Source organism: Candidatus Rhodobacter oscarellae (assembly GCF_001078595.1).
Taxonomy (GTDB): Bacteria; Pseudomonadota; Alphaproteobacteria; order Rhodobacterales; family Rhodobacteraceae; genus Rhodobacter_B; species Rhodobacter_B oscarellae.
Map to the genome: position 1 here is coordinate 1040848 of NZ_LFTY01000002.1, position 12975 is coordinate 1053822.

Sequence of the window (12975 nt, forward strand, 5' to 3'; positions counted from 1 at the left end):
GATATATTATTTTCAGTGGGTTACTTGGATTTCTTCAGGCGATTTAGAACGTCTGCGGCGGTGGATTTCGTGGCCGGGCCAAAGCCCTCGGCGGCCATGCGGTCGGCCAGCCCGTCATGGGTTAGCTCGGTCTCGATCTCGCGCAGGATCTCGGATTGCTCGAACCCGTCATCGCTGCCGACGACCTTGTTGATCAGCTCCTCGGCCTCATCGGCAGAGCTGCGCCCCGAGAAGGTCCTGAGGAACCGGCCCTGCACCTTTTGCTCGTTGCGCACGGCGCGGGCGGCGATGGCGCCCTGGCGCAGGTCGATGACGCGGCGCTGCGCGGACTCCACGGTGCTGCGCAGGCGGGTGATCTTCTGGTCCAGCCGCTCGATGGTGGTCTGGCGCATGGCCTGCTCGTTCTCCATCTGCGCGATGGCCTGGGCGGCGTCCTGGGCGAGGTCCTCGCGATCCTCGGCCAGCGCCTCTTGGGCGCGGGCGGTCAGGTCGGCGATCTTGCCGTCCAGCGCTGCGGCGAGCTTTTGCTCGGAGCGGTGGCGCTGGATCAGGCTGGCAAGCGTGATCTTGGCGGCGCGCAGGTTAGCCTCTGTCTCGCGGATCTTTTGGTCGATGAGGGGGATGGCGTGCAGGTCTCGCACATGTTCTTCGGCGGCGGCATTGGCGCCGAGGATGAGGGTTCGGATAGTGCCTAGCATGTCGTCAACTCCTGTGAACATCGTTCATAAGAGTTGATTAAGTGATTCCTGAACGCCGTTCAAGACATTTATTGAACGATGTTCAGATTTTGGCCTGTGACCCTACGTAATTTCGGATGATCACCTCGATCATTGGCGCCAAATCCTGCTCTGGCACCGCTGTGATGCGTTTCTCAAGCCCCAGAATCACGATCCCATGCACCGAAGAGAACAGCGCCCGGCACAGAATGGACAAGTTCTCGGGCGTCAGGTCAGGGCGCACCTGGCTGAGCGGGCCGGAGATATTGTGCAAGAGCCGCTTGGTCTCATCAATGTACCATTCCGGCACGCCGGTCTCGGCGCTCATGGGGATGTCAAAGAGGGTGCGCCAGGCGTTGGTGTTTGAATCGGCGAAATGCAGATACGCGTGCCCAAGCGCGACGAGCTGGTCGACAGGCGGGGCGTCGCGGACCTGGGCCATGGCCTCGGCCACGGCCGCGCCCAGGCGCTTATAGGTGCGCGAGTTCACCTCCAGCACCACCTGGGTCATGTCGTCGAACACATTGTAAATCGCGCCCAAGGCGCATCCGGCTTTAGTTGCCAAATCGCGGGCCTTGACCGCAGACATGCCCTCGACGATCACGACCGCCTCGGCCGCGTCCAGGATGCGGGCGCGCAGATCGGCGCGGCGTTTTTCTGTTTTTTCGGACATCGTAGACCTTTGAACCGTGTTCAGAGGGGTCTACCGCGTTCTTTGCGCCTTGGGTAGGGGCTAGGTCCCGTGGGCGCTAGATGTCGCCGCAGCGGCGCTGCATCTTCTGCAGACGTTCCTGGTAGTTGAGGCTGCCGTTATTGAACTTGCCGTTCAGGATGTTGGTGTGGCGCCACATGCAGGTTTCCAATTCGGTGCTGTAGTCGTCCACGGCACTGTGCGTCTTATACAAAACGACCACGCCGATGGAAACGATGGCGGCGACAAGCACGACCATGTCCACGGTGACCGCGCCGCACTCTCCACGTAGGAATCCCCCAAAGGCCGCTTCAACACGCGCCCCAGTCGTCTTGTTACTCATCTTGGTCGGTGTCCACTCTTGCCCCAGCACCGGAATCCTGTCCGGCCTTGCTACCTCTTTGACGCAGAGACTTTGATGAAATTTTGACGAAAATGCGGAGACTTTGTTAACAGGTGTAAACCAGCCCCGCAGCGCCCTGCGTGATGGCGGTTAGGGTGCCCATATCGTCGCTTTTATGCATGCTGTTATGCGGCGCGCGACAGGGCTGTCGGGCGGTTTTGACACCGCATCGGCGCCGGCGCAGGACGAATATCAACTAGAGCCATCGGCAGGACCGACAGGATCCAAAAGGACCCTGTCATTCCCGACCAAATCACGCAGGCCTCAGACCAGAACCGCGCCGCCCTCTTTGATGGCGGTGGAGGTGTCCACGTTCTCGCCCAGGAGCATGCTGTTATGCGGCTCGCCCGACGGGATCATGGGGAAGCAGTTCTCGTGCTTCTCCACCAGGCAGTCGAAGACCACCGGCCCGTCATAGTTGATCATCTCCATCAGGGCGTCGTCCAGGTCGGCGGGGTCAGAGACCATAATGCCCTTCATCCCAAAGGCCTCGGCCAGCTTGACGAAATCGGGCAGGCTTTCCGACCAGCTATGCGAGTAGCGCTCGCCATGCAGCAGCTCCTGCCACTGGCGCACCATGCCCAGGCGCTCGTTGTTGAGGATGAACTGCTTCACCGGCAGGCGGTACTGCGAGACGGTGCCGAGCTCTTGCATGTTCATCAGCCAGGACGCCTCGCCCGCCACGTTGATCACCAGCGCGTCCGGGTGGGCCACCTGCACGCCGATCGACGCCGGGAAGCCGTAGCCCATCGTGCCCAGCCCGCCGGAGGTCATCCAGCGGTTCGGCTCGTTAAAGCCCAGATACTGCGCGGCCCACATCTGGTGCTGGCCCACCTCGGTGGTGATGTAGCGCTTGGGGTGGTCCTTGGTCAGCTCTTCCAGGCGCACCAGCGCGTGCTGCGGCTTGATCGTCTTGGCGCCCTCGGCCTGGGTGTAGGCCAGGCAGTTGACCTTCTTCCAGTCGTTGATCTGGTGCCACCAGTCGCTGAGCTTCGGCGCGTTGGTCTTGGAGCCGCGCGCCTTCCAGAGCGCCAGCGCCTCGGCCAGCACCTCTGACACGTCGCCGATGATCGGCACGTCCACATGGATCACTTTGTTGATCGAGGAGGGGTCGATATCGATATGCACCTTCTTGGAGTTCGGCGAGAAGTCCTGCAGCCGGCCCGTGATGCGGTCATCGAACCGCGCGCCCACGTTGATCATCAGGTCGCAGCCATGCATGGCCAGGTTGGCCTCGTAAAGCCCGTGCATGCCCAGCATGCCCAGCCAGTGCTTGCCGTTCGCCGGGTAGGCGCCCAGACCCATCAGGGTCGAGGTGATGGGAAAGCCGGTGCCGTCCACGAATTCCCGCAGCGCCGCCGTGGCGGCGTCGCCAGAGTTGATCACCCCGCCGCCGGTGTAGAAGATCGGGCGCTCGGCGGCCTCGATCAGCTCGACCAGCTCTTCGATGCGGTCCGCGTCGCCCTTGGTCTTGGGCTGGTAGTGCTTGGTGGGCGCGTCCTCGGGGGCGGTGTAGGTGCCGTTGGCGAATTGCACGTCCTTTGGGATGTCCACCAGCACCGGGCCCGGGCGGCCATGCTTGGCCACGTGGAAGGCCTGGTGGATCACGCCGCTGAGGTCGTTGGTGTCCTTGACCAGCCAGTTATGCTTGGTGCAGGGGCGGGTGATGCCGACGGTGTCGGCCTCCTGGAAGGCGTCGTTGCCGATCATGAAGGTCGGCACCTGGCCGGTCAGCACCACGATCGGGATGCTGTCCATCAGCGCGTCCGTCAGCCCGGTCACGGCGTTCGTGGCGCCCGGCCCAGAGGTCACCAGCACCACGCCGGGCTTGCCGGTGGAGCGCGCATAGCCTTCGGCCATATGCACCGCGCCCTGCTCGTGGCGCACCAGGTAGTGGCGGATGTCGTTCTGTAGGAAGATCTCGTCATAGATCGGTAGGACGGCGCCGCCGGGATACCCAAATACGGTGTCTACGCCCTGGTCCTTCAGGGCCTGGACGATCATCTTTGCTCCGGTCATCTGCTGGCGTGACATGTTGGTCTCCATCTGTCTTTCACGCGTCCTATTCACAAAAAAGCCCCGGAGCTTTGTCCGGGGCGCATGGGGTCCTTTGGGTGTCCGGATTACCGGCCCATGCGCCATTTCCATACGATTACGAGTACGAGATCCATCCTCGGGGCTCCTTTGCGTGGAGCAGACCCTATGTCGCTGGATTTGGGTCGTCAACAGGTCTCGCGGAGAAAATGTCGCCCCGGTGCGGTTTTTTGGAATTTTCTTTCCGGTCTTTGAGGGTCAGCCGCGGTCCCCGAATAGAAGCCGGCTTATCGTCGACTTCTCTGCGTGGTATTGCCAGTACCACGGCCCGCGGTGATAGCGTTCCATTTCTTCGTAGGTTTTCGGGAAGGGATGTGGCGAGGTGCGTTCCAGGACACCTTGGCGATAATACTCAAAACCCGATGTTCCAGCCCCGACCAGAAGACAGACGACCACAATCACTTTCGCTCCAGGAAACCAGGCTGTGCCTGCGCCAGGCAAGTGTTTCAGGAACAACACCGCCAGCAAGAGCAACGCTAAGCTACTGGACCGCATTGCCAGATCGTTGCCTGTGCCAAAGCGGACCAGGGTTATGAACATCAGGCATCCTGTTAAGGTTCCAAGTGTAGTCCAATCCACTGCCTCGAACTTTTTCGATATTAATAGCATTGCTCCCAGGAGCACGCCGGCCTCGAGCACAAAAAACAAGAGCAATGTTGTGCTAAATCCGTTTACAGACCAGCCAGTTGTTTGTTCCAAAGACATTGAGATATAGGCGTAAAGCGCAGCAAAAACGATCACACCTAAGACGTAGTCCAACCAGGCCGTGCGGAAATGCTTGAGAACGCCGTTCTCGGCGCGCAAAAGCACAATCGGCAATAGGCATAAAACTGCAGCTAGAAACACCATTGGTGACCAAAAAGGCAGGGCGGCCATCCCAATCGCGTGCAACCCGCGATACCGAAACTGCCCGCCGGGCAAGACAAGCGCCACGGCAAAGAGTGCTGGCATGAAATGTTGGGGCACCCATAAAATATTCGTACCAAAGGACGAAAACTGGATTGCGCCCCAGCCCGTCCACCACTCGATATGCTTCCCGATATAGAATTTATCATCGAGAAGCAGGCTGCCTATAACATCGAAGCCGCTGAAGAAGGAAAAGAAGACGACCGATAGCAGCAACTGGCGCCCGGTCGATATCACCAACACAGCCAAGGCGAAGAACATCCCAAAGAAGATCCAAAACGCAATCTGCGGTTGGCCTAACCCGAGCAAAGCGTTTGTGAGGGCGGGGAAGACATAGGCGCCGAAGTAGTATCGCAGGATGACGGTGTCGCTTTCAGCTTGCGGCCACTCGGTTTCGGCGAGCATGTAAAGCAGCCACTCGCTTTTGCGCCAGTCAAAGAATGTGCCGTAAAACCCGTTACTTAAGACATAGAAATACGCCAAGACCGGGATGGAAAGCGCTGCCCACAATCCAACGCTGCGCAGGCTTGGCCAGGGCGCGCGGCTGCCAAAGACCACATAGGCGATGACCAAAGCCCAGAATACTTTGACGCCGATAGATCCCGCCGTGATAAAGAAGACGGCGGGCGATGCGATCAGAATCAGAACGATAAGGCGCTGGAGACCTGCAATCTCGCCCTCAGAGAGGGCCCAAAATCCCGTCTGCGATTTGGCTGCATGGCCGTTGGCGTCAGCCATATCAGTGTTATTTCCCAACGCCCGATACCCGCTCTTTCTAAGTTCCGCGGATTTTGAGGGGTCGCGCACGGCGGCATTCCTGAGTTTCACGGACATCTTGAGGCACAATGCCATCAAGCCGTCGTGTCCGTTGCGCAAGCGTGCGTCAGGTTTGCCATACTTACCCATCATCGGCCTAGCGCCGCTCGATCAGGTCCCAGCGGTTGCCAAAAGGGTCCCGCCAGACGGCCACGCTGCCATAGCTTTCATGGCGGGGCTCTTCGTCAAAGGTGACGCCGGCGGCCAGCATGGCCGCGTGGTCGCGGGCGAAATCGTCGGTCTCTAGAAAGAAGCCCACGCGCCCGCCGGTCTGGTTGCCGATGGCGGCCTCCTGCTCGGGGCCGGAGGCCTTTGCCAGGAGGATCGCGGCGCCCGCGCCGCCGCCCTTGGGGGCCACCACCACCCAGCGCTTGCCGCCGCCAAAGTCGATATCCTCGCGCAGCTCGAAGCCCAGCTTGCCGACATAGAACGCGATCCCGGCCTCGTAGTCCGGCACCACAAGCGCAATGGTGGCGACGCGTTGGGTCACCCGCGGATCGGCTGGCTGTCGGGCAGACTGATCTGCGAGACCTGCTCGGCAATCGGCGCGGTGGATAGCGGGTGCATGCTGGCCTTATGCGCCTCGGGGTCGCCGATATCCTGCCAGGCGCCGTCCTTGTAGATCTCCAGGGGGCCGAATTTGGCCTTATAGCCCATCTTCGCCGAGCCGGGCACCCAATAGCCCAGGTAGACATAGGGCAGGCCCGCCTCCTGGGCGATGCGGATATGGTCCATGATGATATAGGTGCCCAGGCTGTCGCTGGCGCGGGCGGGGTCGAAGAAGCTGTAGACCATGCTCAGCCCGTCCTCCAGGACATCGGTCAGGCAGACCGCGGCCAGCTCTCGGCTGCCGGTGCCCGCGGGGGCGGAGTATTCGATCACCCGGCTGCGCACCGGGGTCTCCTCGATCATCGCGGCGAACTCAAAGATGTCCATATCGGCCATGCCGCCGTCGGAGTGGCGCTGCTCCAGGTAGTCGCGGAACAGCGCGAACTGCTCTTCGGTGGCCCAGGGAGAGGTCGCCTCGCGCCGCAGATCCGCGTTGCGGTTAAGCGCGCGGCGCTGGCTCTTGGAGGGCTTGAAATCCGCCACGCGGACGCGCGCCGACATGCAGGCCGAGCATTCCGCGCAGCTGGGCCGATAGAGCACGTTCTGCGAGCGCCGGAAGCCCTGCTGCGAAAGCACGTCGTTGAGCTTCTCGGCATATTCGCCCTGCAAGGCGGTGAAAAGCTTGCGCTCCATCCGGCCAGCAAGATACGGGCACGGCTGCGGAGCCGTGACATAGAATTGTGGCGCGATGGGTAGCGTGTGACGCATATGCTTTTACTTTGTCCCCTTAACAGGAGGTTAGCAATCGCAATCGGCGCCGCCAAGCCCTTTGGTCGCACCACACGTCAAAGATGATTGGAACGGTTAATCGCCGTGGTGCCCAGGATCAGGTCGCTCAGCCCCTGTCCGCGCGGCGTGGTCGCCATCAGCGCCATCGACGCAAGCTGCACCAGGACCATCGAGGTCGACAGCGTGTAGCCAAGCGTGTGCAGCAGCGCCAGCGTCCTGTCGAGCCGGGCGCCCTCGCGGGTGCGCAGCTCGATCGCCATAAAGCGCATCCCCGGCGTGGCAGAGCCATTGGAGATGGTGATCACGCGGTAGAAGAACCCCACCACGAGGTAAAGCACCGGGAAGATGAACAATGCCAGGAAGGCCGTGAAGGGCAGGATCACGACGCAGATCGCCGAGATCGCGGCGAAGTCGATGAACCAGGCCAGCAGGCGCTTGGTGGCCGTGCTGGCATAGAATTCTGGCTTGATCTGCGGGTCCGGAAGACCCCAGTAGGGATCGTTTTCTTGGGGCATGGTGCTTTCTCTTGGCGAGGGTGGGCGGCGAGGATGGGCGGAGGCGGCCCAGCGGGCCGCGCTCCTGTCTTAGCTCTCGTCGTGGACCTCAATGGCCTCGCGCCGGGCCTTGGACGCACGCTCATCCATGAACGTGTCGAACTCCGAGCGGTCCTTGGCCTCGCGCAGCCGCGTCAGGAAGCCGTCGAAATTGTCCTGCTCCTCCTCCAGGCGGCGCAGCATGTCGCCGCGATAGGCGTCAAAGCTGGTGTTGCCGCTGGAGCGGTGCTGCGCCTCGGGGCTCAGCGCGCGGACCCGCTCGGCGATCTCATCGGCCGAGACCTGGTTGAAGTTGCCCGGCACAAAGCCGCCGCGCCAGCCCAGGATGGCGGCGATAACGAAGCCGGCCAGCCAGAAGGAGTGGAAGGCCATGACGACGGCGATGATAGAGAAGGCGCCGAACATCAGCGTCGAGAGGATTTGCACCACCACCGGCATCGGGCGCGGAACGGAGGGTTGCGGGCCCGTATGGGCGGCGTGGTGGTGATCGGCTGTCATTGTAATGCTCATGAAAAAGAGTCCCTGGTTGGATCTGGCGGACCCCGCCCCCGGGGGGTGAGAAGGGGGCGGGGCCGCGCGGAGTTGGGTTAGGCCCGGGCCTCGTCGCCCTTCGCCTTCTTGGCGGAGGTGGCGCGGTCGTCCATGAACTGGTCGAACTCGGACTTGTCCTTGGCTTCGCGCAGGCGCTGCAGGAAGGCCTCGAAGGCCTCTTGCTCTTCCTCAAGGCGGCTCAGCGTGTCGGCCTTATAGGTGTCGAACGCGGCGTTGCCGGTGGTCGTGAAGCCGTGGCGGGCGGTGCTAGTTGTGCGCCACTTGGCGCAGGAGCCTTTGAACATACCTTTTCCCCAGATCATATATGCAAGAAGGGCGAGGCCGACGGGCCAGAAGATGAAGAAACCGACGACCGTGGCCGCGATCCAAGCGCCTTTGCCGCGCTCGTCGAGCCAGCTTTCTGCTTGCATGGGCCAGGTTGCGACAGTGGACATGAATTACTCCTGTTTGTGGTGTTTCGGGTCTATGTGAATGTCTTTCACATTACTGAAGATGGGGATTTCGGGTGGTGGATCAAGAGAAAATGTGAAGGCTTTTTACATTTGTTCGGATTGCTGTTTGAAATCAACGCGTTGCGCCGTTAAAAAGTTTTGGTGTGCGGCCGGAATGGCGGCGAAACCCGCGCGATTGCGGCAACTGCCGGGCGAATCCCCGCGCGAAACGGCCCGTTTGGGGGTAGCCTAGCCGCGTGCCGCGGCGGCCGCAATCAGCGGATAACGACCTCGTCGCCGCGCACCAGCCCAAGCACGTCGCGGGCCTGCTGATCGAGCAGGTCGAGATCCAGGAAGTCATCGCTCAGCCGCTTGGTCTTGTTGCGCAGCGCGGCGACCTCGGCCTGAAGCGCGTCGCGCTCGGCCTGCAATTCGGCGGCCTCGGATTCAACCTGGATGCGCCGGAACAGCCCGTAATCGCCCTGCACGCTGGCGAAGGTGAAATACAGGCCCAGAGCCATGACAATCGCCAAAAACAGAAGCGTCCCAAGGGTAGGAGCGGTGCGTGGGGTGTTCATGATCTCGCCTGCCTGCCGCATTAATTGCGGTCTGGCGTGACTATTGCATAGCGATTTGTTTTTGTGAATCCCCATTTGGCGCGGTATCCCTGTGCGTGGCCAAACAGACTCAGGGGGCCCATGGGTGTGACCGATCCCACGAGCGAACTTCCGACCCACACGGTAGAGAACCAGCCCGGCCCGCGCGTGGCAGAGCTCTGGCGGGATGCCGCGCTGCAGGATGGGCTGGCGGCGCATAGGGGGGACATCGCGGCGGCGCGCGGCCTGGCCCAGGCGCTGTCGCAGCCGCAGATGCAAGAGGCCGGGCGGCAGGCCAATCGCCACGCGCCCCAGCTGCGGCTCTTTGATGCCGCCGGGCGGCGCCTGGACGAGGTGGAGTTCCACCCCTCCTATCACTGGCTTCTGGGGCTGGGGCTGGAGCACGGCTACGCCGCCTGCGCCTGGGAGGACGGCGCGCGGGGCGGGCATGTGACCCATGCCGCGATGGTCTATCTGATGAACCAGGTCGAGCCCGGGGTCTGCTGCCCCATGACGATGACCTATGCCGCGGTGCCCGCTATGTCCGCCGATGCCGCGCTGGCGCAAAGCTGGGTGCCCAAGCTGACCGCCCGGCACTACGACCCATCCGTCGTGCCGCTCTCGGGCAAGACCGCCGCGACCCTGGGCATGGCGATGACCGAGAAACAGGGCGGCTCCGACGTGCGCGCCAACACGACCCGCGCCGAGCCCGACGGCGACGATTACCGGCTCTTTGGGCATAAGTGGTTCTGCTCGGCGCCGATGTCGGACGGCTTTCTGACCCTGGCGCAGGCGCCGGGCGGGCTGACCTGCTTTCTGGTGCCGCGCTGGCTAGAGGACGGCTCGCGCAACGCCATCCACCTGATGCGGCTGAAGGACAAGCTGGGCAACCGCGCCAATGCCAGCGCCGAGATCGAGTATCACGGCGCCTTCGCGCATCGGCTGGGCGAGGAGGGGCAGGGCGTGCGCACCATCATCGAGATGGTGCATCACACGCGGCTGGACACCGCCGTGGCCCCCGCGGGGCTGATGCGCGCGGCCCTGGGCGAGGCGCTGCATTGGTGCGCCGGGCGGTCGGCCTTCCAGCGGCGGCTGATCGACCAGCCGCTGATGCGGGCGGTGCTGGCGGATCTGGCCTTGGATGTCGAGGGCGCCCTGGCGCTGGGTCTGCGCGTCGCCGCGGCCTATGACGACCCCGACCAGCGCCCCTTCGCGCGCATCGCCGTCGCCCTGGCGAAGTTCCTCAACAACAAGCGCGCGCCCGGCGTGATCTATGAATGCATGGAGGCGCTCGGCGGTATGGGCTTTGTCGAGGACACGCCAATGCCGCAGCTGTATCGCGAGGCGCCGCTGAACTCGATCTGGGAGGGCTCGGGGAACGTGATCTGCCTGGATGTGCTGCGCACGCTCGCGCGCGAGCCAGAGGCATCAGAGGCCCTGATCCACGAGCTGCGCTCGGTTCTTGGGGCGGACGCGCGCTATGACCAGGCGCTGGCAGAGCACGCGCGGCTCTGGTCCTCGCCCGCGGGCGAGGCCGAGGCGCGGCTTTTCACCGAGCGCACGGCAACGCTTCTGACGGCGGCGGCCCTGATCAAGACCGCGCCCTCTGCGGTGGCAGAGGGCTACGTCGCCAGCCGGGTGATCGGCGACCGCGGCCATGTCGCGGGCACCGTGTCGGGGCTTGATGTGGATGCGATCCTGGCGCGCGTGATGCCCTCTGGTTCGGGCTAACCCGCCACGGACGCCTGGTGGATGCTGTCGATCGAACCCGCGATAGTCGCATTGAACTCATCATCGGACTGCGCCGCCGACAGCCCCTCGGCCAGGGCGCGGCTGAAGCTGGCGATCATGCCGGCGTTCTGCGCCAGATGCGCGTTCGCCTCGTCCCGCGTGTAGCCGCCGGAGAGCGCCACGACCCGCATCACCCGCGGATGCGCGATCAGCGGCGCGTAATGGTTGGCCACCGAGGGCAGGGTCAGTTTCAGCATCACCTTCTGGTCGCCCGTCAGAGCATCAAGCTGCGCGGCGATCTCGCCCAGCAGGATCGCCTCTGCCTCGGCCTTGTCGGGGATCGAGATGGTCACCTCGGGCTCGATGATCGGCATCAGCCCGTGGCCGATGATCTGCTTGCCGATCTCGAATTGCTGGGCGACGTTGGCGGCGATGCCCGCCGGGTTGGCCGCATCGATCACGGACCGCATCTTGGTGCCGAACATGCCCTTGCTGGCGGCCTTCTCAAGCGTGGCGTCCAGCCCGGGGTTGGGCTTCATCAGGCGCGCGCCCTCCGCCTCATCCTCCAGCCCCTTGTCGACCTTCAGGAACGGCACCACGCCGCGCTCTTGCCACAGGTAGTCGCCGGTCGCCATGCCGGCGATCTCGCGGTCCATGGTCTGCTCAAAGAGAATGGCGCCGATGACCTTCGCGCCGGTAAAGGCGGGCGCCTGGGCGATGCGCGCGCGCATGCCGTGGATCAGGTCGAACATCTCCGCCTCAGAGCCATAGGCGTCCTCGCTCACACCGTAGCCCTTCAGCGCCTTCGGCGTGGAGCCGCCCGACTGGTCCAGCGCGGCGATGAACCCCGGCGCTTGCGTCATCTGCTGTGTTTGATCCAACGTGCCCATGGCTTGCATCCCTTAAAAATTTCTCGCCCGTCCTCTACGCTTTTGCGGGGTAGAGTCCAACGCTGGTGGCGCTAACATCTTGAATTTTCTGCGTTCGGGGCGCGTCAGCCCCAGGCCAGGGGCAGCGACAATGGCCCGCGGAAGGCCCAGCCGGCAAAGGGTGCCTCCCCGGCAAGGCGCAGCCCCGGCAGGCGCTCAAACAGCATCGGCAGGGCGACCTCGGCGATCAGCACGCGGCTGGCGGCGGCCCCGGCGCAGAAATGCGGCCCGGCGCCGAAGGCCAGGCTGGGCGCGGTGTCCCGGGTGATGTCAAAGCGCTCGGGCGCGTCGAACACCGCCTCGTCGCGGTTGCCAGAGCCGAACATGAAGAAGACGCGCCCCTCCGGTTCCAGGTCTACGCCGCCGACGCTGTCGGCGCGGGCGATGCGGCGCGGCGACATCCCGATGGGCGAGATCCAGCGCGCGTATTCCTCGAAAGCATCGCGCCACGACGCGGCGCCGCCCCGGACCAGCTCCAGCTGATCGGGGTGGGTCAGCAGCGCCCAGGCGGTGCCCGCGATGGCGTCGCGCGGCTCGTTCTGCCCGCCCGAGATCGCCAGCTTCACATTCGCCTTCACCGATTGGTCCGGCAGCCCTGCGGCGCGCTGCACCGCGACCAGCGACAGCGGGTCCAGGTCCCGCGCCTGGTCCACGGCGGCGTCCAGCGTGGCGGTGGCGGCGCGGCAGCGCGCCTCGACCTCTGCCAGGCCCGCGTAGTTCGCGATGCCGTCGATCATGGCCTGGCTGGCGGCGTCGATCTCGGCGGGCGAGAGCTGTGTGAGCCCGGTGATCACCCGCAGCGCCGCGCCCGAGACCGGCATGGCGAAGTCGCGCACCAGCTCGCAGCCGCCTTGCGGGGCCAGAGCGTCCAGGATCGCAGCACAGGCCGCCTCGAACTGCGCCTTCCAATGGTCGCGCACGGTGCGCGGGCTGAAGGCGGGGAAGGTCGCCTTGCGCTCATCGGCATGGGCCGCGCCGTCCTTGCGCATCATGTTCTCGCCCATCAACAAGCTCATCAGCCCGTCCGGCTGGTGGGACGAGAACACCTCCACGCGCTTTTCCTGCGCAAAGATGTCGTCGCGGCGGGTGAACAGCGTGGCGCCAAGCTGCGGCACATGGCAGATCGGGGCCTCGGCGCGCATCCGCGCCAGATCGGGGTAGGGATCCGCATGAAAGGCGGCGGGGTCGATCTCGTAGACGGGGGCGCGGGGCATGGGC

The 12975-nt window shown here is 63.9% G+C and carries 14 protein-coding genes; 1 reads left to right on the plus strand and 13 read right to left on the minus strand.

Annotated elements, in window-relative coordinates:
• Positions 1 to 20: 20 nt before the first annotated feature.
• The 11 genes from AIOL_RS09990 to AIOL_RS10040 form a co-directional block, all read right to left on the minus strand.
• The gene (locus AIOL_RS09990) at positions 21 to 698 is read right to left on the minus strand and encodes a PspA/IM30 family protein (RefSeq protein ID WP_049642849.1); all 678 of its coding nucleotides are present in this window, start codon (positions 696 to 698) and stop codon (positions 21 to 23) included.
• Positions 699 to 780: 82 nt separating this feature from the next.
• Positions 781 to 1389: a TetR/AcrR family transcriptional regulator gene (locus AIOL_RS09995; RefSeq protein ID WP_049642850.1), complete on the minus strand. Its 609-nt coding sequence runs from the start codon at positions 1387 to 1389 to the stop codon at positions 781 to 783.
• 76 nt (positions 1390 to 1465) lie between these two features.
• Positions 1466 to 1750 carry a hypothetical protein gene (locus AIOL_RS10000; RefSeq protein WP_152912463.1) on the minus strand — a complete coding sequence of 95 codons (285 nt, stop codon included), beginning with the start codon at positions 1748 to 1750 and terminating at the stop codon, positions 1466 to 1468.
• Positions 1751 to 2074: 324 nt separating this feature from the next.
• Positions 2075 to 3844 carry an acetolactate synthase 3 large subunit gene (locus AIOL_RS10005; protein ID WP_049645368.1) on the minus strand — a complete coding sequence of 590 codons (1770 nt, stop codon included), beginning with the start codon at positions 3842 to 3844 and terminating at the stop codon, positions 2075 to 2077.
• A gap of 258 nt (positions 3845 to 4102) precedes the next feature.
• Positions 4103 to 5719 carry a hypothetical protein gene (locus tag AIOL_RS10010; protein ID WP_049642852.1) on the minus strand — a complete coding sequence of 539 codons (1617 nt, stop codon included), beginning with the start codon at positions 5717 to 5719 and terminating at the stop codon, positions 4103 to 4105.
• 4 nt (positions 5720 to 5723) lie between these two features.
• Positions 5724 to 6116: a VOC family protein gene (locus AIOL_RS10015; protein ID WP_049642853.1), complete on the minus strand. Its 393-nt coding sequence runs from the start codon at positions 6114 to 6116 to the stop codon at positions 5724 to 5726.
• Positions 6113 to 6943 carry an arginyltransferase gene (locus tag AIOL_RS10020; protein WP_049642854.1) on the minus strand — a complete coding sequence of 277 codons (831 nt, stop codon included), beginning with the start codon at positions 6941 to 6943 and terminating at the stop codon, positions 6113 to 6115. The genes AIOL_RS10015 and AIOL_RS10020 overlap by 4 nt, the downstream gene beginning before the upstream one ends.
• Positions 6944 to 7020: 77 nt before the next feature.
• Positions 7021 to 7479, minus strand: coding sequence for an RDD family protein (locus tag AIOL_RS10025; protein ID WP_049642855.1), 459 nt, complete (start codon positions 7477 to 7479; stop codon positions 7021 to 7023).
• 69 nt (positions 7480 to 7548) lie between these two features.
• On the minus strand, positions 7549 to 8028 hold the full coding sequence (locus AIOL_RS10030; RefSeq protein ID WP_235438961.1) for a DUF2852 domain-containing protein: 480 nt from the start codon (positions 8026 to 8028) through the stop codon (positions 7549 to 7551).
• 77 nt (positions 8029 to 8105) lie between these two features.
• Entirely contained in the window at positions 8106 to 8504 is a 399-nt protein-coding gene (locus AIOL_RS10035) for a DUF2852 domain-containing protein (protein ID WP_049642856.1), read from the minus strand.
• A gap of 272 nt (positions 8505 to 8776) precedes the next feature.
• A complete protein-coding gene (locus AIOL_RS10040) occupies positions 8777 to 9079 on the minus strand; it encodes an FtsB family cell division protein (protein ID WP_049645370.1) in 303 nt (100 codons plus the stop codon).
• Positions 9080 to 9199: 120 nt separating this feature from the next.
• Here AIOL_RS10040 and AIOL_RS10045 point away from each other — a divergent pair, with 120 nt between their 5' ends.
• A complete protein-coding gene (locus AIOL_RS10045) occupies positions 9200 to 10828 on the plus strand; it encodes an acyl-CoA dehydrogenase family protein (protein ID WP_049642857.1) in 1629 nt (542 codons plus the stop codon).
• Here the strand turns inward: AIOL_RS10045 and AIOL_RS10050 are convergent.
• Entirely contained in the window at positions 10825 to 11718 is an 894-nt protein-coding gene (locus tag AIOL_RS10050; protein WP_049645371.1) for a fructose bisphosphate aldolase, read from the minus strand. The genes AIOL_RS10045 and AIOL_RS10050 overlap by 4 nt on opposite strands.
• Positions 11719 to 11822: 104 nt before the next feature.
• Positions 11823 to 12971 (minus strand): cytochrome P450, encoded by a 1149-nt coding sequence (locus AIOL_RS10055; RefSeq protein ID WP_049645372.1) that lies wholly within the window; start codon positions 12969 to 12971, stop codon positions 11823 to 11825.
• Positions 12972 to 12975: the final 4 nt, after the last annotated feature.